At 75.3% G+C, this 25,956-nt stretch carries 26 protein-coding genes and 1 other RNA gene; 7 read left to right on the forward strand and 20 right to left on the reverse strand.

Going from position 1 to position 25,956, the window contains the following annotated elements:
* The first annotated feature begins 18 nt into the window (after positions 1 to 18).
* On the forward strand, positions 19 to 1,044 hold the full coding sequence (locus tag ACI79F_RS13145; protein ID WP_456546785.1) for a potassium channel family protein: 1,026 nt from the start codon (positions 19 to 21) through the stop codon (positions 1,042 to 1,044).
* Here the strand turns inward: ACI79F_RS13145 and ACI79F_RS13150 are convergent.
* The 7 genes from ACI79F_RS13150 to ACI79F_RS13180 form a co-directional block, all read right to left on the reverse strand.
* Entirely contained in the window at positions 989 to 1,642 is a 654-nt protein-coding gene (locus tag ACI79F_RS13150; protein ID WP_456546761.1) for a hypothetical protein, read from the reverse strand. The genes ACI79F_RS13145 and ACI79F_RS13150 overlap by 56 nt on opposite strands.
* Positions 1,639 to 2,604, reverse strand: a complete 966-nt coding sequence (locus ACI79F_RS13155; protein WP_456546760.1) for a hypothetical protein — start codon at positions 2,602 to 2,604, stop codon at positions 1,639 to 1,641. The genes ACI79F_RS13150 and ACI79F_RS13155 overlap by 4 nt, the downstream gene beginning before the upstream one ends.
* Positions 2,601 to 3,464 (reverse strand): ABC transporter ATP-binding protein, encoded by an 864-nt coding sequence (locus ACI79F_RS13160; protein WP_456546759.1) that lies wholly within the window; start codon positions 3,462 to 3,464, stop codon positions 2,601 to 2,603. The genes ACI79F_RS13155 and ACI79F_RS13160 overlap by 4 nt, the downstream gene beginning before the upstream one ends.
* A complete protein-coding gene (locus ACI79F_RS13165) occupies positions 3,461 to 4,315 on the reverse strand; it encodes a zf-HC2 domain-containing protein (protein WP_456546758.1) in 855 nt (284 codons plus the stop codon). The genes ACI79F_RS13160 and ACI79F_RS13165 overlap by 4 nt, the downstream gene beginning before the upstream one ends.
* A complete protein-coding gene (locus ACI79F_RS13170; RefSeq protein WP_456546757.1) occupies positions 4,312 to 4,839 on the reverse strand; it encodes an RNA polymerase sigma factor in 528 nt (175 codons plus the stop codon). The genes ACI79F_RS13165 and ACI79F_RS13170 overlap by 4 nt, the downstream gene beginning before the upstream one ends.
* A gap of 81 nt (positions 4,840 to 4,920) precedes the next feature.
* The gene (locus tag ACI79F_RS13175) at positions 4,921 to 6,411 is read right to left on the reverse strand and encodes an adenylate/guanylate cyclase domain-containing protein (RefSeq protein ID WP_456546756.1); all 1,491 of its coding nucleotides are present in this window, start codon (positions 6,409 to 6,411) and stop codon (positions 4,921 to 4,923) included.
* Between the two features lie 118 nt (positions 6,412 to 6,529).
* Positions 6,530 to 6,700, reverse strand: coding sequence for a hypothetical protein (locus tag ACI79F_RS13180; RefSeq protein WP_456546755.1), 171 nt, complete (start codon positions 6,698 to 6,700; stop codon positions 6,530 to 6,532).
* A 134-nt stretch (positions 6,701 to 6,834) separates the two neighbouring features.
* Here ACI79F_RS13180 and ACI79F_RS13185 point away from each other — a divergent pair, with 134 nt between their 5' ends.
* Together ACI79F_RS13185 and ACI79F_RS13190 are read left to right on the forward strand one after the other, a co-directional pair.
* Positions 6,835 to 7,209, forward strand: a complete 375-nt coding sequence (locus ACI79F_RS13185; protein ID WP_456546754.1) for a YybH family protein — start codon at positions 6,835 to 6,837, stop codon at positions 7,207 to 7,209.
* 120 nt (positions 7,210 to 7,329) lie between these two features.
* A complete protein-coding gene (locus ACI79F_RS13190; protein WP_456546753.1) occupies positions 7,330 to 7,557 on the forward strand; it encodes a hypothetical protein in 228 nt (75 codons plus the stop codon).
* Between the two features lie 21 nt (positions 7,558 to 7,578).
* Here the strand turns inward: ACI79F_RS13190 and ACI79F_RS13195 are convergent, their stop codons facing one another.
* Together ACI79F_RS13195 and ACI79F_RS13200 are read right to left on the reverse strand one after the other, a co-directional pair.
* Positions 7,579 to 8,274, reverse strand: a complete 696-nt coding sequence (locus ACI79F_RS13195) for a dienelactone hydrolase family protein (RefSeq protein ID WP_456546752.1) — start codon at positions 8,272 to 8,274, stop codon at positions 7,579 to 7,581.
* Positions 8,275 to 8,290: 16 nt separating this feature from the next.
* Positions 8,291 to 8,995, reverse strand: a complete 705-nt coding sequence (locus ACI79F_RS13200; RefSeq protein WP_456546751.1) for a DUF4386 domain-containing protein — start codon at positions 8,993 to 8,995, stop codon at positions 8,291 to 8,293.
* Between the two features lie 98 nt (positions 8,996 to 9,093).
* Between ACI79F_RS13200 and ACI79F_RS13205 the strand changes: the two genes are divergently transcribed.
* A complete protein-coding gene (locus ACI79F_RS13205) occupies positions 9,094 to 9,792 on the forward strand; it encodes a TetR/AcrR family transcriptional regulator (RefSeq protein ID WP_456546750.1) in 699 nt (232 codons plus the stop codon).
* Between the two features lie 19 nt (positions 9,793 to 9,811).
* Here the strand turns inward: ACI79F_RS13205 and ACI79F_RS13210 are convergent, their stop codons facing one another.
* Positions 9,812 to 10,258: an SRPBCC family protein gene (locus ACI79F_RS13210; protein ID WP_456546749.1), complete on the reverse strand. Its 447-nt coding sequence runs from the start codon at positions 10,256 to 10,258 to the stop codon at positions 9,812 to 9,814.
* Between the two features lie 112 nt (positions 10,259 to 10,370).
* Here ACI79F_RS13210 and ACI79F_RS13215 point away from each other — a divergent pair, with 112 nt between their 5' ends.
* Entirely contained in the window at positions 10,371 to 10,682 is a 312-nt protein-coding gene (locus ACI79F_RS13215) for a hypothetical protein (protein ID WP_456546748.1), read from the forward strand.
* A gap of 69 nt (positions 10,683 to 10,751) precedes the next feature.
* Here the strand turns inward: ACI79F_RS13215 and ACI79F_RS13220 are convergent, their stop codons facing one another.
* The 3 genes from ACI79F_RS13220 to ACI79F_RS13230 all read right to left on the reverse strand — a co-directional run bounded on the left by ACI79F_RS13220 (position 10,752) and on the right by ACI79F_RS13230 (position 15,445).
* Positions 10,752 to 12,359, reverse strand: a complete 1,608-nt coding sequence (locus ACI79F_RS13220) for a sodium-dependent transporter (protein ID WP_456546747.1) — start codon at positions 12,357 to 12,359, stop codon at positions 10,752 to 10,754.
* Between the two features lie 120 nt (positions 12,360 to 12,479).
* Entirely contained in the window at positions 12,480 to 13,586 is a 1,107-nt protein-coding gene (locus ACI79F_RS13225; RefSeq protein WP_456546746.1) for an FUSC family protein, read from the reverse strand.
* On the reverse strand, positions 13,583 to 15,445 hold the full coding sequence (locus ACI79F_RS13230; protein WP_456546745.1) for a BCCT family transporter: 1,863 nt from the start codon (positions 15,443 to 15,445) through the stop codon (positions 13,583 to 13,585). Before ACI79F_RS13230 ends, ACI79F_RS13225 begins: the two co-directional genes overlap by 4 nt.
* 529 nt (positions 15,446 to 15,974) lie before the next feature.
* On the opposite strand from ACI79F_RS13230, the gene ACI79F_RS13235 reads away from it, so the two are divergent.
* On the forward strand, positions 15,975 to 18,158 hold the full coding sequence (locus tag ACI79F_RS13235; RefSeq protein ID WP_456546744.1) for a phosphatase PAP2 family protein: 2,184 nt from the start codon (positions 15,975 to 15,977) through the stop codon (positions 18,156 to 18,158).
* A gap of 195 nt (positions 18,159 to 18,353) precedes the next feature.
* Entirely contained in the window at positions 18,354 to 19,178 is an 825-nt protein-coding gene (locus ACI79F_RS13240) for an alpha/beta fold hydrolase (protein WP_456546743.1), read from the forward strand.
* Positions 19,179 to 19,289: 111 nt separating this feature from the next.
* On the opposite strand, the gene ssrA is transcribed toward ACI79F_RS13240, so the two are convergent.
* The 7 genes from ssrA to ACI79F_RS13275 all read right to left on the reverse strand — a co-directional run bounded on the left by ssrA (position 19,290) and on the right by ACI79F_RS13275 (position 25,868).
* Positions 19,290 to 19,664, reverse strand: a transfer-messenger RNA (tmRNA) gene (gene ssrA, locus ACI79F_RS13245).
* 292 nt (positions 19,665 to 19,956) lie between these two features.
* Positions 19,957 to 21,099: a magnesium and cobalt transport protein CorA gene (locus ACI79F_RS13250; RefSeq protein WP_456546742.1), complete on the reverse strand. Its 1,143-nt coding sequence runs from the start codon at positions 21,097 to 21,099 to the stop codon at positions 19,957 to 19,959.
* Positions 21,100 to 21,338: 239 nt separating this feature from the next.
* Complete coding sequence (locus tag ACI79F_RS13255) at positions 21,339 to 22,949, reverse strand: SLC13 family permease (RefSeq protein WP_456546741.1); 1,611 nt, start codon at positions 22,947 to 22,949, stop codon at positions 21,339 to 21,341.
* A 52-nt stretch (positions 22,950 to 23,001) separates the two neighbouring features.
* Positions 23,002 to 23,535 carry a carboxymuconolactone decarboxylase family protein gene (locus tag ACI79F_RS13260; RefSeq protein ID WP_456546740.1) on the reverse strand — a complete coding sequence of 178 codons (534 nt, stop codon included), beginning with the start codon at positions 23,533 to 23,535 and terminating at the stop codon, positions 23,002 to 23,004.
* Positions 23,532 to 24,416, reverse strand: a complete 885-nt coding sequence (locus tag ACI79F_RS13265) for an SCO6745 family protein (protein ID WP_456546739.1) — start codon at positions 24,414 to 24,416, stop codon at positions 23,532 to 23,534. Before ACI79F_RS13265 ends, ACI79F_RS13260 begins: the two co-directional genes overlap by 4 nt.
* Before the next feature lie 10 nt (positions 24,417 to 24,426).
* On the reverse strand, positions 24,427 to 24,885 hold the full coding sequence (locus ACI79F_RS13270; protein WP_456546738.1) for a GNAT family N-acetyltransferase: 459 nt from the start codon (positions 24,883 to 24,885) through the stop codon (positions 24,427 to 24,429).
* The gene (locus tag ACI79F_RS13275; RefSeq protein WP_456546737.1) at positions 24,882 to 25,868 is read right to left on the reverse strand and encodes a GNAT family N-acetyltransferase; all 987 of its coding nucleotides are present in this window, start codon (positions 25,866 to 25,868) and stop codon (positions 24,882 to 24,884) included. Before ACI79F_RS13275 ends, ACI79F_RS13270 begins: the two co-directional genes overlap by 4 nt.
* Positions 25,869 to 25,956: the final 88 nt, after the last annotated feature.

A 25,956-nucleotide genomic window follows, 5' to 3' on the forward strand; every position in this document is an offset into this window, starting at 1 on the left:
CTATCGTTCCGCGGCGTGATGGTCCACCGGGGAGACGCCGACGACCCGCACACCGGGGTCGTCCTCGCCCACATCGAGGAGTCCCCGGTGCGCCAGGTGTGGCGGCGCGTGCTGCTGGCCGCCGCGGTCCTGGTCGTCGTCGTCCTCATCGTGTGGCTGGACGGCGACTCCTACCGCGACGGCGACGAGCGCGGGCTCACCCTGCTCGACTCCTTCTACTACGCGACCGTCACGCTCTCCACGACCGGGTACGGCGACATCACGCCCGTGACCGAGGGCGCCCGCCTGGTCAACATCATCGTGATCACGCCGCTGCGGATCATGTTCCTGATCGTCCTCATCGGGACCACCCTCGAGGCGCTGACCGCGCGCTCGCGGGAGGAGTTCCGCATCCGCCGGTGGAGGTCCCGCGTGCGCCAGCACGTCATCGTCTGCGGCTACGGCACCAAGGGCCGCAGCGCCATCCGCGCGCTGCGGGCCAACGGCACGCCGGCCGAGCAGATCGTCGTCGTCGACACCGACGAGCGGCTGGTCGAGGAGGCGACGACGACCGGGCTCACCGGGATCGTCGGTGACGCCGGCCGCCGCGAGGTGCTCAAGCGGGCCGCCGTCGAGCGCGCCCGGGCCGTCATCGTGGCCGCCAACCGCGACGACGCCGCCGTCCTCATCACGCTCACCGTGCGCCAGCTCAACCCGACGGTGCCGATCACCACCAGCGTGCGCGAGGAGGAGAACGCCAACCTGCTGCGCCAGTCCGGCGCCGACACGGTCATCACCACCTCGGCCACCTCCGGCCGGCTGCTCGGGCTGTCGACCGACCACCCGCGGGTGGTCAACGTGGTCGAGGACCTGGTCACCGGCGGGCAGGGGCTGGACCTGCACCAGCGGACGGTGAAGTCCGGCGAGGTGGGGCTCGGGCCGCGGCAGCTGACCGACATCGTGCTGTCGGTGACCCGCGGCGGCCGGACGCTGCGCTTCGACGACCCGCTCATCGGGACGCTGCAGCCGGAGGACGAGCTGGTCGTCGTCCGCGCGCACCTCTGACCCACCGGGCGCCCGGGTCCCGGGTGCCCCAGGCCAGCCCCGCCGCGGCCGCGGCCAGCCCGAGGACCACCCGCTCGCCCGTCGAGTCCCACGGCGCGGCCTCGAGCACTGCCGCGGGCAGCATGGCGTGCAGGACCAGGCCCGCGCCCAGCAGCGTCGTCGCCGCGACCGCGCCGGGGGCGCCGGCCCGGTGGCCCACCGCCCCCGCCGCGAGCGCGAGGGCGCCGAGCACCGCCCACAGCGCGACCAGGTCCCACCCCGGCGCGGCCCCGGCGGCGGCCGCGACGCCGAGGACCCCCGCCAGCCCCAGCGCCGAGACCGGCACCGTCAGCGCCACCCGTGCCGCCCACCGGCGGCGGGCGGTCACCGGCGACGCCGCGGTGACGTCCGCGGTGACGTCGTCGGCGGCGGCGCCCAGGGCACCGGCCAGCACCGCGACGGCCAGCACCGGCAGGACCCCGTCGGCCGTCGCCGGCAGGACCACGAGCAGCGCCCCGACGGCCACCGCCATCGCCGCGCCGCCCAGGACGGCCGGCCAGGCGACCGTCCCGTGGGCGGCCCGCAGCAGCAACGACCAGGACGGGGCGCCCGCGGTCACAGCTCCCCCAGCCACTCCCGCGCGCCGGGGTCCACCAGCAGCGCCACGCCGATCCCGCACGCGGCGAGCACCGCGCCGGCCGCGGCGATCCGGCGGGTCCGCCGGTCGCGACCGCTGCGCGCCAGGGCCAGCGCGGACAGCAGGAGCCCGAGCCCCACGACGTACACCAGGTGGCCGCCGTAGAGGCCGAGGTGCCGGTCGAGCCCGAAGTACTCGTCGGAGTACTGGTCGGGGACCGCCACCGCGGTGTACGAGGCCAGCTCGTCGGCGGAGGGCGCCGTCCCCAGGTCGGTCATCGACAGCGCCGGCCGCCACACCCCGACGAGCCCGAAGGGCGAGTACAGGTACAGCCAGAAGGCGCCGAACAGCACCACGGTGCCCAGGACGCCGACCACCGTCGCCAGGACCCGCGACCGCACGAGGCGCGCCACGGCCACGCCGGCGACGAACGAGCAGGCCGCGAACAGCGGGGCGCCGAGCAGCTCGAGCGGGGTCGGCACGAGCTCCGCCGTCCACCGCTCCTGGCCGATCCGGATGCCGCCGGCGTTCCACACCAGCAGCCCCTGGGCGACCGAGACGACGAGGGCCGCGGTGAACGGGACGACGGCGGCCGCCAGCAGCCCGGCGGTGCGGTCCCACCGGCGCGCCGGGGTGTTGGCGAACATCTCCGCCGTGGTGGCGGGCCGCTCGCGCAGCGCCGCCCAGGCCGCGACGAGGAAGGCGGTGAAGGCGAGGGCGACGACGCCGTAGTCGCGGACCATGTGGTCGTCGGCGGCGGTGGACCCGCTGGGCGCGGTGCCGTCCAGGAACGGGATCCAGGAGATCGCGGCGTATCCCAGTGCCCCCAGCCACAGCAGCGGGCTGCGGGCGGTGTAGCGGACCTCCGCGCGGGTCAGGGCGGAGAGCGTGCCCCGGCCGACCACGGTCGCCGACAGGGTGGTGTTCGCGGTGGTGGCGGTCATGACGCCATCTCCTCGCTCGTCGGCAGGCTGGTGAGCAGCAGGTAGCCGTGCTCGGGCCCGGCCGGGACGAGGTCCGCCCCGGTGGGCGGGGAGCCCACGTGGCGGTACCGGCCGTCCGAGGTCCGCCAGGAGACGGCAGCCAGCGGGTCGGCGGTGTCGGCGTCCCAGACCCGCCCGTCGGCGAGCCGGGTCAGCTCCGCGGTGGGCCCGTCGAACAGCACCCGGCCGCGCTCGAGCACGACGACGCGCGGGCACAGCGCGGCGACGTCCTCGGTCAGGTGGGTGGACAGCAGCACGGTCGCGTCGGACGGCAGCCCGGCGAGGACCTCGCGGAAGCGCAGCCGCTGCTCGGGGTCCAGGCCCACCGTCGGCTCGTCGAGGACCAGCAGATCGGGCCGCCCGAGCAGCGCCTGCGCGAGCCCCACGCGGCGCCGCATGCCGCCGGACAGGGCGCGGATCCGGGAGTGCGCGCGGTCGCCGAGGCCGACGGCGTCGAGCACCCGGCGCACCTCGGCGTGCCGGGCGGCGCGGTCGGTCATCTCCTTGAGGACGGCGACGTAGTCGACGAACGCGAACGCCGTGAAGCCGGTGTACACGCCGGAGTCCTGCGGCAGGTAGCCGAGCCGCCGGCGGATCGCCAGCCGCCCGGCGGGGTCGGCGGGGTCGTGCCCGAGCACCCGCACGGAGCCGCTGCTGGGGGCCAGCGCCGTGGCGACGATGCGCAGCAGCGTCGTCTTGCCGGCGCCGTTGGGGCCCAGCAGCCCGGTCACCCCCGGGGCGAGGTCCAGGGTGACGTCGTCCAGGGCGGTCGTGCCGCGATAGCGCTTGCCGACGCCGGCGAGCGCGACGGGGAGGGTCATCTCCTGCTCCTGTCCTCGAAGGTGGTGCGGCGGGTGACGGCGACGAACAGCGCCAGGACGGCGACGCACAGCAGCGCCGCCTGGCCGGCCGGACGGAAGGCGAGCGAGCGGGCCAGCACCGCGTCGACGTCCGGGGCGCCCCGCGCCGGGCGCAGGACGTGCCAGCAGGCGGCCAGCCACAGCAGGGTCAGGACGGCGGCGACGCGGCGGGGATCGGCGCGGGCCGACAGCGCGAGGGTCAGGGTGCACAGGGCGAGCGCGGGCGCCAGCCACAGCGTCGCCGGGCGGACGCCGCCGGGCAGGGCGAGGGACAGCAGGCCGGTGACCGGCAGGGTGACCGCCGCGACCGCCGCCGTGCGCAGCACCAGCAGCCGGAAGCGGGGATACGGGGCGGTGCCGGCCACCTCGCCGGCCAGGTCGTCGACCGCGCCGTAGGCCAGCGCGACCCCGGCCAGCGGCAGCAGCGGGGCGGTGACGACGAACAGCGCCGTCCCGAAGGTGCCGCTGCCCAGGTAGGAGGCGGCCAGCGCGAGGGCGAGCAGCGCCGTCCCGGCCGCCCACCAGGCGCGCCGCACGGCCGGTGCGGCGACGAGCAGGCGGAGCACGTGCGGTGGAAGGAGGCGGCCCAGCACCCGCTCGGCGGCGGAGGCCGGTTCGGCGTCGAGCGCCGCACCGAGGGCGGCCCAGGTGCGCTCGTGGGCGGCCCGCTCGGCCTCCGGCGCGGTCGCCGCGAGGTCCCCCCGGCAGCCGGCGCACTGCAGCAGGTGCGCCTCGACCGACGCCGCGGCGGCCTCGGTCAGGGCCCCGGCCCGGTACCCCGCCGCCGTTCCCGCGTCGACGTGCCAGCTCATGCGAGCGCCTCCTGCATCTGCGTGCGGGCCCGGGCCATCCGGGTCCGGACGGTGCCCGCGGGCACCCCGAGCAGCCGGGCGGCCTCGCGGCTGGTCAGCCCGTCCAGCACCACCGCGCGGACGACGGCCCGCAGCTCCGGGGAGAGCCCGTCGACCGCGGCGGCTAGGTCGCCGTGCTCGACGCCGAGCAGCACCTCGTCCTCGGCCGAGGGCGCGGGCGGCGGGACGAGCAGGCGCAGCGGCAGCGGCCGCCGCGGCCGGACCGCGGCGAGCAGCCGGCGGATGCCGATGCCCCACAGCCAGGCGGCGACGTCGCCGGTGCCGCGGTAGCCGGTCGGGGTGCGCCAGACGGCGAGGAAGGTGTCCTGCACGACCTCCTCGACCACGCCGTCGTCGCCGCAGCGGCGGGACAGCCGCGCGCGCAGCCACGGCGCGTGCCGGTCGTAGAGCTCGTGCAGTGCCTGGCGGTCCCGGTCGGCGACGGCCGCCAGCAGGTCACCGTCTGAGCGCGGCTCCTGCCTCATGCTGCACCTGTAGCTCCGGGGGGCCCGAGCTGTTCACTGGTGCCGGAGTGTCCGCGTCTGACGGGGAGCGGGCCAGGGGCGTCAGGCGGTGCGGCGCACCCAGGTGCGCGTCGGCTCGCCGCGGCCGCGCAGCTCGACCGCCCGGTCTGCGGTCCAGTGCGCCCGCTCGTCGCTGCCCGCGGCGGACACCGTCGCCTCGCTGGCCACCGCCCGCCCGGGGTGGTCCTTGGCCAGCTCGGTCAGCCGGGCGGCCTCGTTCACCGGGTCGCCGATCACCGTGTACTCCAGCCGGCTGGCCGCGCCGACCTGACCGGCCCAGACCGGGCCGCAGGCGACGCCGACGCCCACGTCGACCTCGCCCGCCGCGCGGACGGCGTCGCAGATCCGCCGGGCCGCGCGCAGCGCCGCCGCGGCCGGGTCGGGGTGCTCGGCGGGTGCGCCGAAGACGCACAGCGCCGCGTCGCCCTCGAACTTGTTCACCAGCCCGCCCTCGTCCTCGATGGTGTCGACGACGACGGCGAAGAACCGGTTGAGCAGCCCGACCATCTCCTCGGGCCCGGTGCGGCGCACCAGCGCGGTGGAGCCGGCGATGTCGACGAACAGCGCCGCGACCGTGCGCACCTCCCCGCCGAGGGAGACGCCGTCGGTGAGCGCGCGCTGGGCGACCGTCGTCCCCACGTGCCGGCCGAACAGGTCGCGCAGCCGCTCGCGCTCGGCCAGCCCGGCGGCCATCGCGTTGACCCCTGCCTGAAGCAGGCCGATCTCGCCGGCGTCGTCGACGACGACGCGCACCGAGTGGTCGCCGCTGCCCACCCGCTGCACCGCCTGGCGCAGGTCGCGCAGCGGCGCACCGACGGCGCGGGCGCTGAGCAGGGTGGCCAGCAGCCCGACCAGCAGCGCGACGACGACGAGGAACACCACCGCCGCCGCGCCCGGACCGTCGGGGTTGGTCGGGTCCAGGAACAGCAGCACGACGCCGATCAGCGGCACCCCGCTGGTGATCCCCCAGGTGAGCAGCAGGCGGGGCCGGACGCCGAGCGCCAGCCGGCCGGTCGGCGGGTGGGCGGCCAGCGCGCGGGCGGTGACCGCCCGGGCGGCGCGGGCCACGAGCAGGTAGGTGACACCGGCGGTGACCACCCCGCCGAGCAGCACCGCCACGGCGATGCGGATGCCGACCCGGGAGTCGGGATAGGCGACCGCGGCGACCGTGCCGAGCAGGACGGAGCCGATCAGCCAGACCGTGGCGGCGACCAGGGCGGCGTCGACCGGCAGCCGCAGCGCGCGGGCCGCCTCCTCGCGGGTCGGCTCGCGGCCGGCCAGCAGCCACGAGGTGGTGACCCGCTGGTGGCGCAGCCCGGCCCAGGTGCCCGCCGGGAACGCGACCACCAGGTAGGCCAGCGCGGCCCACAGCACCGCCGCGCGGCCGGCGGCGGTGTCCTCGCCGACCCCGAGCAGCAGCAGGGCGACGGTGCCGACGCCGACGAGGTTGGCGAGGTTGACCAGGACGACGATCAGCGGGACGGCGTTGCGGCCGCTGGGCGCCCACGCGAGCACCTCGTCGGCGCGCTGCACGGGGCCGGGCCGCCGTCCGCCCCCGCGCCCCGCCGGACGGGCAGGCGTCGGCGGCGTCGTCACCGGGTCATGATCGCGGAGCGGGGTCGACCGGCGCCCGGCGGGTGACCCGTCCGGGTCAGACGAGCTCACCGTCCAGGTCGGCCACCAGCCCGGCGGTCAGCGCGCAGTCGCTGGCGGTGGTCAGCCAGCCGGCGACCAGCAGCAGCGGCCAGGGCTGCTCGGAGTCCAGGGACGCCGTCGCCGCCGTCGTGCCCGCCCGCGCCACTGCCCTGCATGCCGTGTCCATGACCGGCTCCCCTCGTCGGATACCCGGGCATCGGCAGCCGCACCGCCGTCCTCCAGCCGCGAAACACGACCTGCCCCTTCCGAGGGAGGCGTGGGGCTCGATGACTCCCGCCGTTCACATCCGTCTGCACCGGCATGGGACGCGAGGACGAGGTGCGGGCGGCGCTGGCGGACTGGGCGGAGGCGGTGCGCGAGGCGGACGCCGACCGGGCGGTGGCGGCGCACGCCGCGGACGTCGTCCTGTTCGACGTGATCCCGCCGGCCACCGTGCGCGGCCCGGCGGCCTACCGGGCCAGCTGGGAGCTGTTCTGGTCGGCGCAGGGCCGCGGGCAGTTCGACGTCTCCCGGCTGAGCGTGGTCGCCGGCGAGGACGTCGCCTACGCCTACGGCGACATCACCGTGGGCCCGGCGGGGGGCGAGGGCTTCCCGATCCGGCTGACCGTGGGCCTGCGGCGGGACGGCGACCGGTGGCTGGTGCAGCACGAGCACCACTCGCCGCCGCCGTCCTGAGCCCCTCCGCACGGCTGGACTGGCTGGTCGCCCGGCTGGGTAGCAGACTCCCGACCACGACAGTCGGCCCGGGGACGGCATCGGGGGCAGGGGGCCGGCGCAGCCCGAGGGAGGCCCACGATGCAGAACGAGGCGAAGCGCGCGGCACAGGAAGCGCTGTTCAACGCCATCCGGGACCAGGCGGAGAACAACATGAAAGCGGCGCTGAAGGCCACGGAGAAGGCGGAGCTGCTGCGGATGCTGGCCGAGGCCTACCGCCTGGCCGCCGGCAGCTCGGTCATGGACCTGGCGACCCGGGACGGGCGGCCGACGGCCGGCGCCGCCCGCGGGGGCAACGGCACGCGCTGAGCCCGCCCCGCCCGGGGGCGGTCAGCGCAGGTGCTCGCCGAAGAAGGCGAGGATCCGGCGCCAGGCGTCCTCCGCCTCGGGGCGGGAGTAGGCCAGCCCGGCGGTGCGCTCGACGAACCGCAGCGGCCCCGGCGTCGACCACTCGTTCATGAACGAGTGGCCGACGCCGGGGTACTCCACCACGTCGTGCGGGACGCCACCGGCGGTCAGCCGCTCCTCCAGCTGCGCCGCCGCGCCCTTCAGCAGGCGGTCCTGCGCGCCGTAGCTGGCGACGGTGGGGCACGCGCGGGCCAGCGCATCGCGGTCGGCGGGCCAGATGCCGTAGTTCGGTGCCGCGGCGTCGAAGCTGCCGCTGGGCGCGGTGAGCAGCGCGAAGCCGCCGCCCATGCAGAACCCGACCGAGCCGACCTTCCCGGTGCAGCGGGGGTCGGCGCGCAGGTGCGCGGCCGCGGCGAGGACGTCGTCCACGGCCGGCCCGCGGCCCTGGTGCAGCGACCGCAGCGTGGTGACGACGCAGCGCAGCCGGTTGCCGCGCCGGAACAGCCCCGGGGCGAGGGCGAGGTACCCGTTCGCGGCGAACCGGTCGGTGATCCGCCGGATGTCCGCGCTGAGGCCGAGGGCGTCGTGCACGACGACGACGCCCGGCCAGGGGCCCGGCCCCTCCGGCTCGGCGAGGTACCCGGGCAGCGGGCCGGCGGGGGCGTCGAACGTCGTCATCGGCACACGGGGATGCCTACCGGGCGCCGGCGGCGGCCGCGACCGGGACCGGTGCCGCGGGCGGGACCGGGTCGGCGGCCGGCGTCCGCACCCCGCGGGCGATGAGGTACACGGCGAGGCAGACCTCCCAGGCGAAGATCGGGACGACGACCACGCCGGCCGCACCGGAGATCGAGTCGTAGAGCCCCAGCAGCTTCCCGGCGTTGGCGGCGGCGACCAGCGGGCCGCCGACCAGGCCGAGCAGCGGGATGAACCGCGGCACCTGGCCCGAGCGGTACAGCAGGGAGGCCAGCAGCACCGTGTTCGCGCCGCAGACCAGACCGGGCCCGACGAGGAACGTCCAGTCGTGCACCGCGACCAGCCCGTCGCGCACTCCGGCGAGCGCCGGGTCGTCCCCCTGCAGCGTCACCACGGCGAGGACGGTGACGACGCCGACGAGGATGACGCCGGCCTCCAGGGTCCGCAGCGCCACGTAGCCCAGCGCGGTCCCCTCGTGCTGCCGCCGGACCAGCGGGAAGAGCACCACGGCGGTACCGACGACACCGAGGGCGAGGACGACCTCGAGGAGGGCGGCCACCAGCACCGCCGTCCGGTCGGCGGCGTCCAGGGCACCGCCGGGGGCGAGCACCGACGCGTACACCAGCGCCGCCGGGACCGAGGTCACGTGGGTGAGCAGGAACAGCACCCCGGCGGCACCCGCCGCCCGTCTCGTCCGCTCCATCGGGCTCCTCCTCACTCGTAGGTGTACGGCGTACACCTCTGCGCCGGCACGCTAGGTGTACGATGTACGCCTGTCAAGCGGCGGACCGGGGGACGGCGATGAGCGCACCGCGACGGGAGCGGCTGGACCGCGACCGGGTGCTGCGCGCCGCCGTGGCGCTGGCCGACGAGGCGGGCATCGGCGCGGTGAGCATGCGGGGCCTGGCGCAGCGCCTGGGCGTCGTCCCGATGGCGCTGTACAAGCACGTCGCCGACAAGGACGAGCTGGTCGCCGGCATGGTCGACGCCGTCCTCGGCGAGATCGAGCCGCCGGACCCGGCGCTGGGCTGGAAGGAGGCCGTGCGCGAGCGCGTGCTGTCCGCGCGCCGCGCGGTGCTGCGCCACCCCTGGGCGCGGCGGGCCATCGAGGGCAGCACCCGCCGGACGCCGGCCGTGCTCGGGCACATGGACGCCGTCGCCGGCGGGTTCCGCGCCGGGGGCCTCTCCCCCGACCTGACCCACCACGTCATGCACGCGCTGGGCAACCGGATCTGGGGCTTCAGCCCCGAGCTGTTCGAGGAGCCGCCGCCCGAGCGGCCGCCGACGCCGGAGGAGCAGGACGCGATGGCGCGGGAGTTCGCCCGGCGGTTCCCGCACGTGCTGGAGATCGCGGTGGCCGCCACGGCCGGCGACCTCGGCCGGGTCGGCGGCGGCTGCGACGAGCAGTTCGAGTTCGAGTTCGCGCTCGACCTGCTCCTCGACGGCGCGGAGCGGCTGCACCGCGCCGGCTGGACCTCCCCGGCGGCCCGTCCGGACTAGCCGCGCCCGCCGTCAGCCGTCAGCTGCGCTCGAGCAGCGCGCGGAGGCGGACGAGATCCGCGCGGTTGGCCCGGCGGACGGCGGACGCCATCACCGGCGCCACCCACCGGGAGAAGCCCCGCGGCCGGCCACGGTTGCGCAGCGTCATCCGGGTGTGGCCGTCGTCCACGGCCTCCCAGGTGTAGGTGGTCTCCATCGGGAAGGGCCCCTGCGCCGTCCGCATGACCAGGCGCTCGCCCGGCACCAGGTCCGTGACCTCGTAGGTGTAGGCCATGCGGCGCCCGAGGAACCGGGCGACGAAGTCCATGCGGGAGCCCACACCGACCGGCGGCTCCGTCCGCCACTCGACCGAGTCGATGTTCGCGTACCACTCGGTCGCCCGGGACGGGTCCGCCGCGTAGGCGGCCACCTCCGCCACCGGCCGGGCGATCACCGTCTCGGTGCGGACGTCGACCTCTCTCCGCATGGTCGGCAATGGTGCGCGCCCGACGAGGCCACCGCGACCGCCGGGGTCAGCCGGGGTCAGTCGGCGTCGACGGCGTCGAGGTGCTCGGTGGGCAGAGCACGACGATGCCGGAGTGGACGTCGGCCCGCCGACGGACGACCGTCCGGTTCCCACGCCGAAGCGTTCCCCGCTGCTGGAGCTGCTGCCGGTGCTGCAGCGGGTGGCCGTCTTCCTGCCCGACCGGGCCGGCGCCGTCGCCGTCCGGGTGCACCCCAGCGAGGTCGACGTCTTCGGCCCGGTCACCGGCCTGGCGATCCCGGCGCTGTGGGCGGTCGTCGGCGGCCTGACCGCGTGGTGGGGGCTGCCCCGCCGGGACGGGTGGGTCAGCGGTCCGGTCGCCGGTTCTCGGCGCGTTCCTCGACGGCCCCGTGGCGCACGAGGTTGACCACGGCCAACGCGAGGCCGCCCCAGATCACGGCCATCGCGATCAGCATCATCACGACCGCGCTCGCGCTCACCGGCGTCCTCCCTCGTCAGACGGCGACCCAGCGGCCGTCGCCTCCAGCGGCGCCGCCGGATCCGACCCCGGCGGCGGGCCGTCCAGGTGGGTCCCCGGCCGCCACCGGAGCCGGGCGAGGAGGAAGCCGACCACCGGCAACGCCACGACCATCCCCCAGCCGAAGGTCAGCAGCAGCCAGGTGGGGTAGCCCTCGTACGGCGCCTCGAGGTCGTCCTGCAGGGCGAGCACGAGGACGACGGCCAGGCCCGCCGGGGCCACGAGGCTGGTCAGCACCCGCCAGCCGAGGCCGACCCGCGGCCGGCCGTGCACGTTGAGGTGCTCGCCCAGGGGCAGCAGCGCCCGCAGCCACCACGACACGACCAGCATGCTGATCAGCGCGACCACGAGGATCCCGTACTGGTTGACGAAGTGGTCGACGACGTCGAGCACGTAGATGCCGCTCGTCGTGCTGAACAGGACGAGGCTCAGCAGCGCCAGCGGGACGACGACCGCGAGGGTGGCGGTGAGGCGGCCGGTGTCGAACTTGTCGCGGACCGCGGAGATGACCACCTCGATCACGCTGATCAGCGAGGTGATGCCCGCGATCACCAGCGACCCGAAGAAGAGCACGCCGATGAGGGCACCGCCCGGGGCCTCGCTGATGATCGTCGGGAAGGCGATGAAGGCCAGGCCGATCCCGTCGCTCGCGACCTCGTCCACCGCGACCCCGCTCGCCTGGGCCATGAAGCCGAGGGCGGCGAAGACGCCGATGCCGGCCAGGAGCTCGAAGCTGGAGTTGGCGAAGCCCACGACCAGACCGGAGCCGACCATGTCCTCGCGGCGGCGCACATACGAGGCGTACGTGATCATGATCCCGAAGCCGACGGACAGCGAGAAGAAGATCTGGCCGTAGGCGGCGGCCCAGACCGAGGGGTCGCCGAGCGCCGACCAGTCCGGCGTGAACAGCGCGTCGAGCCCGTCCCCGGCGCCGGACAGGGTCAGCGCCTGCACGACGAGCGCGGCGAAGGCCAGCACCAGCACCGGGATGAAGACCAGGGAGGTGAGCCCGATCCCCTTCTGGACGCCGAGGGCGAGGACCAGCAGGACGGCGAGCCAGACGAGCGCGAGCGGCCACAGCACCCCGGGCACCACGTCGCTGCTGACCCCGACGTCACCGGCCTGCAGGAACTCGCCGAAGAAGAAGCCCTCGGGGTCGGCGCCCCACGCCTGGTCGAGCGAGAAGAAGGTGTAGCGCACCGCCCAGGCCAGGACGGCCGCGTAGTAGACGGCGATGACGAAGCAGATGGCCACCTGCCACCAGCCGAGGCCCTCGGTGCCGCGGCGGAGCCGGGCGAAGGAGAGGGGCGCCGAGCCGCGGTGGCGGTGCCCGAGCGCGTAGTCGAGCAGCAGGAACGGCAGGCCGGCGGTCAGCAGCGCCACGAGGTAGGGCACGACGAAGGCGCCGCCACCGTTGTCGTAGGCGACGTAGGGGAACCGCCAGATGTTGCCGAGCCCGACCGCCGACCCGATCGCCGCGAGGATGAAGACCCGCCGGGAGCTGAAGGCCCCGCGCCGGCGCTCCTCACCGGTCTCCCCCGGCGTCCGCTCCTCCGTCGTCCCCATGCGACCTCCCCGGTCAGGAACCACCGGACCGCGCGCGCACGGCGCACCGGCCCGCATCAGCCGATGGGACGAGGATGGCAGGAGCCGGACCGCCCCGCCGCCGGAGGCACCGGCGCCCGGTCAGGCGCCCGGCTGCACCGGCTGGTCCCGCAAGGTGTCCAGCGAGCGGCGCATCCCGACGGTCACCGCGCCGAGGGCGAAGAACGCGTCGTCGTCGGGCACGTGGGTCGTGCGCAGCAGCGTGGCCAGTCGCTCCAGTGCCTCCTCGGCCGACCGGATGGCGGCGGCGCGCCCGTCCGGGGTGCGGTCGTCGTCGCCGGTCGCGTAGGGGACGCAGACGACGTGGGCCAGGCTCTCCAGGGCCTCGGCCAGCAGGCGCCCGGTCCCGCCGTCGATGCGGTCGTCCAGGCCGTCGCCGCCGTGCCGGTGCGGCTGGAACTCCACGACCAGCATGGTGAGGTCGTCGACGAGGACCGCGACGCGGTCCAGCGCGCGGGACTGCTCCCGGATGCTCGCCGCGCTGCCGCCCCAGCGCCGGGCCCGCGGGTTGGCCCGCCGGGCCCGCTCGACCAGGCCCTCGGCGGCCCGCAGCCGGTCCAGCGCCGCCTCCAACTCGTCCCCGCGGCGCACCCACTCGTCGGTGGTGGGCACGGCGCCGCGCCGCAGTCCGTCGGCGAGGTCGCGCAGGTGCCGGGCGAGCAGCCCGCGGGTCGTCCCGATGCTGCGCACGGCCGCGGTGAGCTGCAGCGGCGGGAACAGCACGGTGGTCACGAACACCCCGATCGCCGCTCCCACCAGCGTGAGCCCGGCGTAGGCGAGGGCGTACCGCGCCGGGTCGGCCGCCGTCCCGACGGTGAGCATGAGGACGGCGGCGAAGCTCACCCAGCTGGCGTGCTCGCGCAGCGCCCGCCACTGCTCGACGACGACCGCCAGCGCCACGATCAGCGCGATGGTGATCGCGTTGGGGATCGACCGGGTCAGCTCGTGCACCACGACCGCCAGGCCGAACCCCAGCAGGATCGCGACCACGGTGCGCCAGGCCGCCGCGGCGGAGTCGGCGACCGTCGGGTGCACGGCGATGACCGCACCGAGCGGGGCGTAGTAGGCGTACTGCGACATCGGCGGCGGCAGCAGGGTGGCCACCTGCCAGGCCAGGGCGGCCGCCAGCGCCGCGCGCACCCCCCGCTGCACCCAGGGCTCGCGCAGCAGCTCCCGGGCCGGGCTCACCCCCGGGGCGTCCCCGGCACCGAGGACCTCCCGACGACGCCGGCGCGGGTCTCCTCGGTCACCGGGACCCGGCCCGCTCTGTTGTCGACGAACTGCACCGGCGGGACGGCCGCCGCCCGGCCGTCCCCGTCGTCCGCCTCGTCGTCGGCGACCGTGGCCGCCTCCACGACGAGCACGAAGTCCTCGCCGTGCCGGGTGATGCCCTCGACGACGGCCTGCTCGACCGCCTCGGTGGCGTAGGTGCGGCGCAGCACCATCGGGTCGGAGCGCACGTCCTTGGCCAGCGACACCGCCAGCCCGACCATGACCAGGGCGAAGGGCAGCGCGGCGATGATCGTCAGGTTCTGCAGGCCGGTGAGCGCCTCGTCGCCGCCGACCAGCAGCATCACCGCGGCGACCGCGCCCATCACGACGCCCCAGAAGACGACGGTCCGCCGGCTGGGGTTGATCGTGCCGCGCTCGGACAGCGAGCCCATGACGATCGAGGCGGCGTCGGCGCCGGAGACGAAGAAGATCGCCACCAGGACCATGACCAGCACCGTCATCGCGGTGGCCAGCGGGTACTGCTCGAGGACGCCGAACAGCTGCCCCTCGGAGGTGGCCTGCCCGGCGACGTCCGCCCCGTCGCGCTGCGCGGCGATGCCGGCGCCACCGAAGACGACGAACCACACGAGGGTCACCGCACTCGGCACCAGCAGCACGCCGGTGACGAACTGCCGGATGGTGCGGCCGCGGCTGATCCGGGCGATGAACAGGCCGACGAACGGCGTCCAGGAGACCCACCAGGCCCAGTAGAAGACCGTCCAGCCGCGCAGCCACTCGGCCATCGCGTCGCCGCCGGAGGCCTCGGTGCGGGCGGCCATGTCGGCCAGGTCGGAGAAGTAGCTCCCGACCGCCTCGGGCACCAGGTTCAGGACGAACACGGTCGGGCCGACGACGAACACGAACACGGCCAGCACGAGCGCCAGCACCATGTTCACGTTGGAGAGCCACTGGATGCCCCGGCCGACGCCGGACACCGCGGAGGCGACGAACGCGGCGGTGAGGACGGCGATGATGCCGACCAGCACGCCGTTGCCGACCGACCCCGCCCAGCCGAGGATCTCCACCCCGCTGCCGATCTGCAGCGCGCCCAGGCCCAGCGAGGCGGCCGAGCCGAAGAGCGTGGCGAAGATGGCGAGGACGTCGATGACCCGGCCGGCCGGGCCCTCGGTGCGGCGCCGGCCGAACAGCGGCTCGAACGCGGCGCTGATCAGCTGCTTGCGGCCGCGGCGGAAGGTGCCGTAGGCGATCGCGAGGCCCACCACGGCGTAGATCGCCCACGGGTGCAGCGTCCAGTGGAACAGCGTGGTGGCCATCGCCGTCTGGACCGCCTCGGGGGTCTCGGCCTCGACCGAGCGGGGCGGCGGGGAGACGTAGTGCGCGAGCGGCTCGGCGACGCCGTAGAACATCAGGCCGATGCCCATGCCGGCGCTGAACATCATCGCGATCCAGGAGACCGTCCGGAACTCCGGCGCCTCGTCGTCGCGGCCGAGCGGGATCCGGCCGTACCGGCTGGCCGCCAGCCACAGCACGTAGACGACGAACGCCGACGCCAGGGTCACGAACAGCCAGCCGAGGTTCTCCTCGATCCAGGTCAGCGCGGACCCGCTGGCCGAGCCCAGCCCGACGGGGCTGAGGAAGCCCCAGGCCACGAAGGCGACGGCGAGGACCGCGGCCACGCTGAAGACCACGCGGTCGAGCGAGCCCCGCTCGTCGGCCACGGGCGGCGGCTCGGCGATCGCCGGGTGCTGGTCGGTGTCGGGGCCGGTCGGCTCCTGGTCGAGCGGGGTCGCCCGCTCCGGGTGGGACGTCGTCACAAGCAGGTGCTGCACCCCGGGGGGCGCCCTCCGATCCGTGTGCGGGGACTCGGTCCGCGGTCTGCGGACGCGCGGGGCCGAACACGGAACGCGCTCAGCCCATCACTCCCACCCTCCGGGGAAATCGAGCGGTCCGCCATTTCCCGCAGCCCCGATGGGGTGTGGTCGTCGTCATGTGCCGACGGTGCGGCGGGGTGTCACGCCCGCGAGCGGCGTGTCGCCACTGGTCAGCCACGAGGCGGGATGCCGGTAGGAGGCGGGCCGTGCTCCCTGTGATGCTCCTCGCGGCGGACGCCGAAACCCCGTGGGCATCGCCCCCTGGATCCAGAGGCTGCTCCTGCAGTTCTGCCGGCAGGCCTGAGCCGGCCGGCTCACGCGGCGCCGGGAAGACGCCGCGGCCGGGGACCCCGTCGACGTCCCCTACGGGCCGGACGTCAGCCGGCGGACCGGACGAGCACGCCTTGACAGTCGGTGGCGCGCCCCAGGATGGTGCTGACGCCCGGGCGATCGGTGCCCGAGGGGAGCGGCGATGGACCTTCCCGCCGAGCGCGCGGTGCGCGGGGCCGTCCCGGTGCTCCGGGGGAGGACACAGCTCCGCCGCCGGCCGTCCGGAGAGCCTCCGGCGCTGCCGCACCACCTGCAGACCAGCGGCGTCGGATGGCTGGTCGCGGCTGTCGTGCTCGTCGCGCTCACGGTGCTCGTCTTCGCCCGGGGGCTGCGCGGCATCGCGGTCGACGTGACCGTCGCCGACCAGGCCGTCGCCCGGTGGCTGCAGCAGGCGGACGGCCCGGCAGGGGTCGACACCTTCCGCGCCCTGGCCTGGGCCAGTTCCTGGACGGTGTTGGACCTCGTGGGGCCGGCGCTGCTGCTCGCCCTGCTCGCCCTGCGCCGCTTCCGGCACCTGATCATCGCGCTGGGCGTGGTGACGGTGCTGCAGTTCCTGGCCGGGATCTGGCTCGCCGAGGCGGCCCGGCGACCGCGGCCGTTCGGTGTGGCGTCCCGGACGGACTGGACCGGCTCGGCCATGCCGTCCCTCCCGATGGCGCTGTTCACCGCCGGCCTGGTGATCATGTTGTACTCGCTGGTGCCCGAGGGCCGGTGGCGCAATCGCGGCAAGTGGATCGCGAGCGCCGTGGTGACGCTCGTGGGGCTGAGCCGGGTGGCGCTCGGCGTGGACGCCCCCTCCGACGTCCTCGTCGGGACCGTCCTGGGCGTGACCGTCCCGCTGCTGGCCTTCCGGTGGTTCGCGCCCAACGAGGTGTTCCCGGTCAGCTACCGGCGGGGTCGCACGGCCCACCTCGACGTCGGCGGCCCCCGCGGCGAGGCGATCCGCCGAGCCCTGCAGGACCAGATGGGCCTGGTCGTCGGCGACGTCAGGCCGTTCGGTCTCTCCGGCTCGGCCGGCTCCACCCCGCTGCGGATCGGCGTCCCGGGCGATCCGCCCCGGGTCCTGTTCGGGAAGCTGTACGCGAAGAGCCACCTGCAGGCCGACCGCTGGTACAAGCTCGGGCGGGAGCTGCTGTACGGACAGCTGGAGGACGAGAAGCCCTTCCACACCGTGCGCCGCCTGGTCCAGCAGGAGGACTACGCCCTCTTCCTCATGCATCGGGCCGGCCTGCCGAGCCCCACTCCGTACGGGTTCGTGGAGATCACCCCGGAGCGGGAGTACCTGCTGGTCACCGAGTTCCTCGACGGTGCGGTGGAGCTCGGCCAGGCCGCTGTCGACGACCGGATCATCGACGACGGGATGCAGATCATCCGCAAGCTGTGGGACGGCGGGCTGGCCCACCGGGACGTCAAGCCGGCCAACCTGCTGGTGCGGGACGGCCGCCTGCTGGTGATCGACGTGGCCTTCGCCGAAGCCCGGCCGAGCCCGTGGCGGCAAGCCGTCGACCTGGCGAACATGATGTTGTGCCTGGCGCTGCGCAGCGACACGGAGCGGGTGTACCGGCGTGCTCTCCAGGAGTTCAGCGTCGAGGAGATCAGCGAGGGGTTCGCAGCCGCCCGCGGCTTGGCGCTCCCCTCCCAGCTGCGCCGCATGATGCGTGTGGAGGGCCGCGACCTGCACGCCGAGTTCGTGCGGCTCCTCCCTCGGCCCCCTCGGTCGATCCCGGTACAACGCTGGACCGCCCGCCGGCTGCTGCTCCTCGCGGCGACGGCCTTCGTGCTGGTGCTCGCCTACGAGGTGGTCATCGGTGGCCGGGCCGACCCGCTGCCCCGCTCGGGGGACATCTACGTCCACTCGCTCTCCTGCACCGACGCCCAGCCGCAGTGGCTCCTCGCCCAGTCGGTGCCCACCGCCTCCCGCGTGGTGTGCGTGCAGTCGCTACCGGCCGGCTGGACGCTCGGCCACGTGACGGTCGTCGACGGCGAGTCCGTCGTGACGTTCGACCACGACCGGGCAGGTGAGGCGGCACTGGTGGCCACGCTGTCGGCGGAGTGCGCGCCGAGCGGCGCCGACGAGATCCCCTCGGACGGGCCGGGCATCCGGAGCTACCAACGGGTGACCACCGGGGCCGACCGGTCGACGACCACCCGCTACGACCTCTTCGCGGGTGGCTGTCTCACGACCCGGCTCCGCGCGCCGTCCGACCAGCAGAGCCGGCTCACCGCCGACGTCCCGCGCCTCCTCGGCCTCACCGCACGCGGCACGCTCGACCGGGCACTGGACCAGCGCTCCGGCGGGCGGCTCCGGCTGGACCCGCCGGGATGAGGGCTGGAGCCGGCCCACGCACGTCACGCGGGGCGGTCGTCGGCCGGGCCCGGAAGGCCCGGGAGCCGGTGGTGGACGGGGGCCCGCTGTCGTTCCCGGGTCCTTCGCCCCTCAGCACCGGCGGCGGTGCGCGCCAGGGTGCCGTCCGAGGCGGTGGAGCCGCCCACACCGTTCCGGGCCACCGAGGGTGATGCCATGGCTGTCCGGACCACGCCCCGCGGGGAGCCGCGGGCCGGCACCTTCCCCAACGGGATGGAGTACCTGACCTGGGGGGACGGGCCGCGGACGCTGCTGATGCTCCCGGGTGGGCCGGGGAGCTCCGTCCCGTCCGGCCTGGTGCGCCGCGCCACGCTGCGCTGGTCCGCGCCGCTCGTCTCGGCCGGCTACACGGTCTGGCTGGTCACCCGGCGCCGGCACATGCCTGCGGGGCACGGCGTCCCCGACATCGCCGACGACTACGCCGGGCTCGTCGCCGAGGAGTTCGGCGGGTCGGTCCACCTCGTCGTCGGCGAGTCCTACGGGGGGATGGTCGCCCAGCACCTGGCCGCCGCGCACCCGTCGTCCGCGGAGCGGGTGGCCCTCGTCGTCGCCGGCTGCGAGGTCAACGCCTGGGGCAAGGCGGTCGACCGCCGGCTGGCCGACGCCCTGCTGCGGGGCGACCGGACCGGGGCCGGCGCCGCGTTCGCCGAGTACGTGCTGCCGGGCGACCGCTGGCGGGCGGTCCGGCGACTGCTCGGGCCGCTGGTGGCCAGGTCCGCGCTCTCCGCGACCCCGACCGAGGACCTCGTGGTCGAGCTCGAGTCCGAACTGACCTTCGACTCCCGCGCCGTCCTGCCCCGGATCACCGCGCCGGTCCTGCTGATCTGCGGCGACCGCGACCAGTTCTTCACCCGGGAGGTCGTCCGGGAGACCGCGGAGCTGATCCCCGACTGCCGGCTGACCTGGTATCCCGGGGCGGGGCACGTGCGCGCCGCCTCCAGCCGGCAGGTCGCCCGCGACGTGCTCGCGTTCGCGCCCTGACGGGCCGGACGACTGCGGAGACGCCGAGAGCCGGGGCCACCGCTGCCTGCGGTGACCCCGGCTCTTCGCCAACAGCGGGCCCTGGCTCTCACCAGGACCCCAGGGGTGGGTGGGTGGAGGTGGCGGGAATCGAACCCGCGTCCTACGACGCATCACCAGGGCTTCTCCGAGCGCAGTCCGCTGCGTCTCTGCTCGACCCCACCGATCCCACGAACAGGTCGGTGTGACGGGCCCAGTCGCTGTTTGGTGTCCCCGCCGCTCCCGCGACCGGAGCGGAGGGTCAGTCACCTAGCTGATGCCAGGATCCGGGCCGGTGACGAACCCGGGCTGACAGAGTCGACCTAGCTGATCAGGCAGCGAGGGCGAACTCGCGCTGACTGGAGTCGGCGCTTGTGTTGTTTGCAACGCATGGTTAACGAGCTCATCGTTGCCTTCCTCGGCTCGCTTCCCCTGGTCATCCGACCGCAGTCGAGACCAATCACCCCCTGTGTAGTTGTGCAAGCAGGGTAACGGCACCGTCCAGGCGGTTGTTCCCCGCCACGCGCCGCGGCTCCTGCCGGGCCCGGAGCCCGACCCGGTCGCGGCCCCCCTCTGCGGGTGTTCCTCGCGCGTCGCCGGTGCTGCAGGGCCCGCGAGGCGCGAGCTCGACCCGGAGAACCCGTCGGCGCGGCACTCCTGCGGTGTCGTGCCCGCTCCTGCGGTGCTCCAGCACCGCGAGAGCACGAGGAACACCGCACGAGCCCGAGGCGCCGGGGCCCGAGCCGCGCGCCGCCGGCGGTCAGATCCAGTCGCGGCGCTTGAAGACGGCGTACAGCGTCAGGCTCACCCCGAGCATCAGCACCAGCGCGAAGGGATAGCCCAGGTGCCAGTGCAGCTCGGGGATCGCGTCGAAGTTCATGCCGTAGACCGTGCCGACCAGGGTCGGGGCGAACAGGATGGCGGCCCAGGCCGAGATCTTCTTGACCTCCTCGCCCTGGGCGATCGAGGCCTCGGTCAGCTCGCGGATCTCCTCGTTCTGCCGCTGCGCCACCAGGGTCGCGTTCACGGTGAGGATGTCGCGCAGCTGCAGCCGGAAGCCCTCCACCCGCTCGATCACCTGGGTGACGTGGTCGGCGACGTCGCGCAGGTAGCTGCGCAGGTCCTCGTCGACGCCGTACTTGTCGAACCCGGCGGTGATCGCCGCGAGGATGCCGGTCAGCGGCGCCGCGGCCCGCTGGAACTCCAGCACCTCCTGCGACAGCTCGTAGATGCGCCGGGAGACGCCGGGGTCGCCGCGGAAGACCTCGGTCTCGATCTCGTCGATGTCGTTGGACAGGCCCGCCACCACCGGCGCGTACCCGTCGACGACGGCGTCGAGGATCGCGTACAGCACCGCCTCGGGCCCCTTGGCCAGCAGCGCCGGCTCGCTCTCCAGCCGTCGCCGGACCCGGGACAGGTCCGGCGACTCGCTGTGCCGGACGGTGATCGCGAAGTCCCGGCCGAGGAACAGGTGCAGCTCGCCGAACTCCACCTCCTCCGCGGCGTCCAGGTAGCGCGCCGCCTTCAGGACGACGAACAGCGTGTCGCCGTAGCGCTCGAACTTGGGCCGCTGGTGGGCCTGGATGGCGTCCTCGACGGCGAGCTCGGGCAGGTCGTACTGCTCGGCCAGCTCCCCGAGCTCGCCGGGCTCGGGCCGGTACAGGCCCAGCCAGACCATCCGGTCGTCGAAGCCCTCGGTCAGCCACTCGTGGCTGTCGGCGGCGGTGTCGGGGGTGGCCACCCGGCGGCCGCCGGCGTAGACGGCGTTGTCGACGATCCGCGACGGCCGGTCGGCGGGCGGCTCGGGCTGCGCGGGGACGGCGGCGGGGCGGCGGACCACCTCGGGACGCGGGCGGCGCAGCGTGCTGAGGGCGGTGAGGGGCGCGAGGCGACGTTCGACCATGACGGGACTCCCGGGGCGCTGGGTGGAGGACGCAGCGGCGGTCCTCCACGCGCGGCCGCGGGGCGTCAGGCGGGGAGGACCTCGGGACTGGGACTGGGCGGCTCGCTGCGCATCGCGTCCTCCTCCCGGGTCGGTGGCCGGCGTCGTGCGGGCCGTCGTCCATCGTGACACGCCGACGGCGCGGCGCACCCCGGGGACGACGGAGATCACTCCCCCGTCACCCGCTGTTCAGCCGGCGATCAGCGCAGGACCAGGGAGATCAGCGGGGGCAGCAGCACCACGATCAGCAGCGCTCCGAGGACGTCGAAGCTGATCCCCGACCGGATCATCTTGGTGATCGGCACGACGCCGGAGCCGTAGACGATCGCGTTCTGCGGCGTCGACACCGGCAGCATGAACCCGAACGACGCCGCGAACGTGGCCGCGAGCGCGGGCACGAACGGGTCGATCCCCGCGGCCACCGCGACCGGGATGATGATCGGCACCACGACCGCCGCCGAGGCGGTGTTGCTCGTCGTCTCCGAGATGATGATCGCCAGGATCACCGCGAAGACCGTGATCGCGAATGTGCTGGTCAGGCCCAGCCAGTCGGCGGAGCTGTTGCCGATCGTCTCGGCCAGGCCGGTGTCGGCCAGCAGCGAGCCGAAGATGATCCCGGTGCCGAAGAGCAGGATCGTGCCCCAGTCGATCTTGGCGGCGTCGGACCAGTTGAGCGTGAACTCCCGCTTGCCCCAGTCCGTGGGCAGCAGGAACAGCAGCGAGGCGCCGAGGACGGCGACGACGCCCTCGTCGAGCCGGTCGCTGATCGTCGTGTAGAAGTCCGACTCCGTGCCGGCCACCAGCGCGACGACGCCGGGGAAGATCCACAGCGCCACGGTGATGACGAAGGCGATGATCGTGTTGCGCTCCGCCTTCGAGAACGGCCCGATCTGGGCCCGCTCCGCCGCGATGTACTCGGCCACGCCCTCGATGCGCTTGATCTCGGGCCGGTTCAGCAGCAGCAGCACGATGGTCAGCGCCACGAACATGAGCGCGCAGATCGGCAGCGCCATGAGCATCCACTCGAGGAAGCCGATCCGCTCGCCGGTCGCCTCCTCGATCAGCCCGCGGCCGATCAGGTTCGGCGGCGTGCCCACGGGCGTGATGAGGCCACCGACGCTCGCGCCGTACGCGAGCATCAGCATGAGCGCGGTGCCGACCCGCAGCCGCAGCGGGTCGAAGTCCGGCTTCACCAGCTCCTTGTCCTGCAGGAGCTTGGCGATGACGGTGAGGATGCCCAGCGCCGTCGGCAGCAGCATGGCGACGGTCGCGGTGTTCGAGACGAACGCCGACAGCAGCGCGGTGATCAGGCCGAAGGCGATGACCACCCGCGCGGTCGAGGTGCCGACCCACCGCAGCGACAGGATGAACATCGCGAACCGGCGGGCGACGCCGTGCTTGAGCATCGCCGCGGCCAGGATGAACGCGCCGATGAAGGTGAACACCGTCGTCGAGCCGAACGGCGACAGCGCGTCGTCGGCCGGCACCACGCCGAGGACGACGATCGCGGCGACGCCGATCAGGCCGCCGACGGGGATCGGCACCGGCTCGGTGACCCACAGGACGATGACCCCGAGCAGCACCGCCGCGAGCAGCTGCTGGTCGTTGGGCAGGTCCAGCGGCAGCAGGGCGAAGACCACGCTGACGACCGGGGCGAGGAAGAGGCCGACGGTGCGGCGCCCCCTCTCGAAGCGCTCCTCGGCCGGGCTCAGCTGCTGCTCGCCCAGACTGCGGTACGTCGCACTGCCGCGGAAGGCCGCGTCCACGTCGGTCCGCTGCACACTTCCGGGCCTGTTCTCGGTCGCCGTCACGGTGCCCCACCTCCGTGATCGAGTGTGGCGCAGGACACCCGACCCGGCCTGGTCAGCCGGGGACCTCGCCCTCCGGCGGCGGCACCCGCAGCGCCACGAGGAAGCGCGACACCATGGCGTAGCCCGCGACCAGCGCGGTCAGCTCGACGACCTGCCGGTCGTCCAGGTGCGCGCGGACGGCGGCGAAGACCTCGTCGGGCACGGCGACCTGCCGGGTCGAGGCGTCGGTGAACGCGAGGACGGCGGCCTGCACCGGCGTCCACACCGCCTGTGCCCCCGCGTCGGGCCGGCGCAGCACGCGCAGGTGCAGCTCGGTCAGCCCGGCGCGCCGCGCGATCGGCTCGTGGGCGGCCCACTCGAACGCCGCGTCGTTGAGCACGGCGACCCGCAGCACCACCAGCTCCCGGAGGTCGGCGGCGAGGGTGGTGCCCGACCGCAGCGCGCCGAGCAGCGCGTTCCAGCCCTCGGCGACCGGCGGGCTGTGCAGCAGCAGCCGGTCGAGGGCGCTGAGCTCGCCGCCGCGGCGGGCCCGGACCAGGTCCGCCGTCGGCCCGTCGTCGTCCGCGCCGGAGAGGCGCGCTGTCACTTCCCGAAGACGCCGGCCGGGTAGGCGCCGGCGCCGGCGAGCCGGGCCGACAACGGCTTGCCCAGCTCGACGACCCGCGCCGTCCGCTCGGCACCCAGGTGCTCCCACGCCTCGAGGGCGAGCGCGTCGGTCTCGGCCTCCAGCTCCGCGCGGAGCCGCTGCCCGGCCTCGGTCAGCTCGCCGTCGACCACCAGCCCGCGGTCGGCCAGGCGCCCGGCGGCGGCCGCCCACTCGTCGTCCGTCCAGCCGCGCAGGGCCTGCGCGGCCGCCGGGGTGAAGCCCCGGCCGGTGGCGCTGTGGGTCTGCAGCGCCTCGATCCCCGACAGGCCGCGCCGGACCAGGACGGCGACGTGCCCGTCGCCGCGGTGCTCGCGCAGCAGCGTCGCGCCGTGCCACACCTGCAGCAGCGGCTCGTCGGGCCACGGCTGGTCGGCGTGGCCGGCGTAGAGCGGGCGCCCCTCGGGGGTCAGCGCGGAGCACGCCTCGCGCAGCAGCCCGGCCAGCTCCTCGACCTCCGGGCCGGTGGCGGCGTCGCCGAGCAGCCGGGTCAGCGAGGCGCGCGCGGCGGCGAGGCGGGCGGCCACGACCCGCTCGGGGCTCGCCAGGGTCCAGGCCCGCGGGACGTGCCGGGCCACGATCGCCGGCGAGAAGTTGGAGAAGGTCGCCGTCACCACGCCGGGGCCGGCGGCGCCCATGGCCGCCGCGCGGCCGGCGAAGTAGCACATGCGGCCCGGCCGGAGCCCGGCCGCGGTGAGGTGCTCGTCCTGCTCAGGGGCGAAGTAGAGGTGGTTGTGCAGGGGCTCGATCGCCCGGTGCGCCCGGCCGGCCAGGGCGGGATCGACGGCGGCGGACTCGGGCGCGGGGTGATCGACGCTGACCATGCGCGGCACCCTACTGAGCGGCGTGCAGCGCCCGGCGGTGGAGCAGGTACTCGCCGTCCTCCCCGGCCGGCGTGAAGCCCGCGGCCGGGTACAGGCCGCGGGCGGGGTTGTCGCGGTGCACGCCGAGGCGGAGCTCCGCGCAGCCGGCCGCCGCCGCGTCCCGGGCGACGCCGTCGAGCAGCCGCCGGCCCAGGCCGCGGCGCCGGGCGTGCGGCAGCACCTGCACCGTGGTGACCACGGCGGCGTCCCCCTCGGGCATCCAGGTGACGAACCCGGCGGGCCGACCGGCGACCTCCAGCACGGTGGTCCGGGGCAGCAGCGAGCGCCACAGCGCCCGGTTGCGGTCCAGCGCCGCGGTCCACGCCGCGAGCCGGGCCGGCTCGACGTCGGCCATGTAGGCGCGCTCGGCCCGCTCGACGAGGGCCAGGTCGCCGTCGTCCGCCGGGCGCAGCGTGACCGGGCCGGTCACCGCCGGACCGGCGGCAGCGGCAGGGCCCAGGAGGTCCACGTGCGGTCGGTGCGGAAGCCGACCCGCTCGTAGAGGCCGAACGCGCCGGTGGTGTTCTCGGTGTCGACGTCGAGCGAGGCCCGCGCGCAGCCGGCCTCGGCGGCCGCGCGCAGCGCCGCGGCGATGGTCGCGGTCGCCACCCCGCGGCCCCGGGCGGCCGGCAGGACGCCGATCTGGCCCAGCCGGGTCTCCCGGACGCCGGTCGCCTGCGTGTCGGCGTCGTACACGTAGGCCAGCACGTAGCCGACGACCGCGTTGCCGTCCAGGGCGAGCACCGACAGGTCCGGCCGGAACGCCCGCTGCCCGGTGAACCAGTTCCGCCAGGCGACGGCGTCGCGCTCGACCGACCCGTGGTGCTCGGTGAACGCGGCGTTGTGCGCCCGGCGCACCTCGTCGTCCCGGTCCCAGGTGAAGGGCGCCAGCCGCACCCCGGCGGCGGGGCGCGCCTCGGGCAGTTCGGTGAGCGGGCGGCGCATCACCGCGTAGAACCGCTCGGCCTCGAAGCCGCGGTCGCGGACCAGCCGCTCCAGCGCCGGCATCGTCGGGTGCACGTAGGCCGCCAGCCGCGCCGGCGCGAGCGGCTCGAGCTGGGCGTGGTGCTCGCCGCCGCGGCGGACCTGCCAGTCCAGCAGCCGGCCGCCGATCCCCCGCCCGCGCCGGTCGGGGTGCACGCGGCCCTCCAGCCAGACCCGGAACGCCTCGCGGACGCCGCGGGAGGCGATCGCGGTCGCCCAGCCGACCAGCCGGCCGTCGGGTGCGCACACCGCGACGCCGTCGCGGCCGAGGTCGACCAGCTCGCCGCCCCACCACTCGACCAGGTCGTCGGCGTCCTCGTGCTCGCCGGTGTCGTCCAGCCGCTCGGCGGCGGCCAGCAGCGCGGCCGCGGCCGGCGCGTCCTCGAGCGTCAGCGGGCGGACGGCGAGGCCCTCGGGGAGATCCGGCACGGGCGCCGACGGTAGGCCGGAGCGGTCGTCGTCGCGAGCGATATCCGACGCTCGACCGTCCGTCGCCGCCACGCCGTCGCCCGCCGGG

Source organism: Blastococcus sp. SYSU D00868, assembly GCF_054050575.1.

Coding starts and splice junctions, on each gene's coding strand:
- ACI79F_RS13145 (WP_456546785.1), top strand. CDS start 19: ATGGTCCACCGGGGAGACGCCGACGACCCGCACACCGGGGTCGTCCTC.
- ACI79F_RS13155 (WP_456546760.1), bottom strand. CDS start 2,604: ATGACCGCCACCACCGCGAACACCACCCTGTCGGCGACCGTGGTCGGC.
- ACI79F_RS13160 (WP_456546759.1), bottom strand. CDS start 3,464: ATGACCCTCCCCGTCGCGCTCGCCGGCGTCGGCAAGCGCTATCGCGGC.
- ACI79F_RS13165 (WP_456546758.1), bottom strand. CDS start 4,315: ATGAGCTGGCACGTCGACGCGGGAACGGCGGCGGGGTACCGGGCCGGG.
- ACI79F_RS13170 (WP_456546757.1), bottom strand. CDS start 4,839: ATGAGGCAGGAGCCGCGCTCAGACGGTGACCTGCTGGCGGCCGTCGCC.
- ACI79F_RS13180 (WP_456546755.1), bottom strand. CDS start 6,700: ATGGACACGGCATGCAGGGCAGTGGCGCGGGCGGGCACGACGGCGGCG.
- ACI79F_RS13185 (WP_456546754.1), top strand. CDS start 6,835: ATGGGACGCGAGGACGAGGTGCGGGCGGCGCTGGCGGACTGGGCGGAG.
- ACI79F_RS13190 (WP_456546753.1), top strand. CDS start 7,330: ATGCAGAACGAGGCGAAGCGCGCGGCACAGGAAGCGCTGTTCAACGCC.
- ACI79F_RS13195 (WP_456546752.1), bottom strand. CDS start 8,274: ATGACGACGTTCGACGCCCCCGCCGGCCCGCTGCCCGGGTACCTCGCC.
- ACI79F_RS13200 (WP_456546751.1), bottom strand. CDS start 8,995: ATGGAGCGGACGAGACGGGCGGCGGGTGCCGCCGGGGTGCTGTTCCTG.
- ACI79F_RS13205 (WP_456546750.1), top strand. CDS start 9,094: ATGAGCGCACCGCGACGGGAGCGGCTGGACCGCGACCGGGTGCTGCGC.
- ACI79F_RS13210 (WP_456546749.1), bottom strand. CDS start 10,258: ATGCGGAGAGAGGTCGACGTCCGCACCGAGACGGTGATCGCCCGGCCG.
- ACI79F_RS13220 (WP_456546747.1), bottom strand. CDS start 12,359: ATGGGGACGACGGAGGAGCGGACGCCGGGGGAGACCGGTGAGGAGCGC.
- ACI79F_RS13235 (WP_456546744.1), top strand. CDS start 15,975: ATGGACCTTCCCGCCGAGCGCGCGGTGCGCGGGGCCGTCCCGGTGCTC.
- ACI79F_RS13240 (WP_456546743.1), top strand. CDS start 18,354: ATGGCTGTCCGGACCACGCCCCGCGGGGAGCCGCGGGCCGGCACCTTC.
- ACI79F_RS13250 (WP_456546742.1), bottom strand. CDS start 21,099: ATGGTCGAACGTCGCCTCGCGCCCCTCACCGCCCTCAGCACGCTGCGC.
- ACI79F_RS13265 (WP_456546739.1), bottom strand. CDS start 24,416: ATGGTCAGCGTCGATCACCCCGCGCCCGAGTCCGCCGCCGTCGATCCC.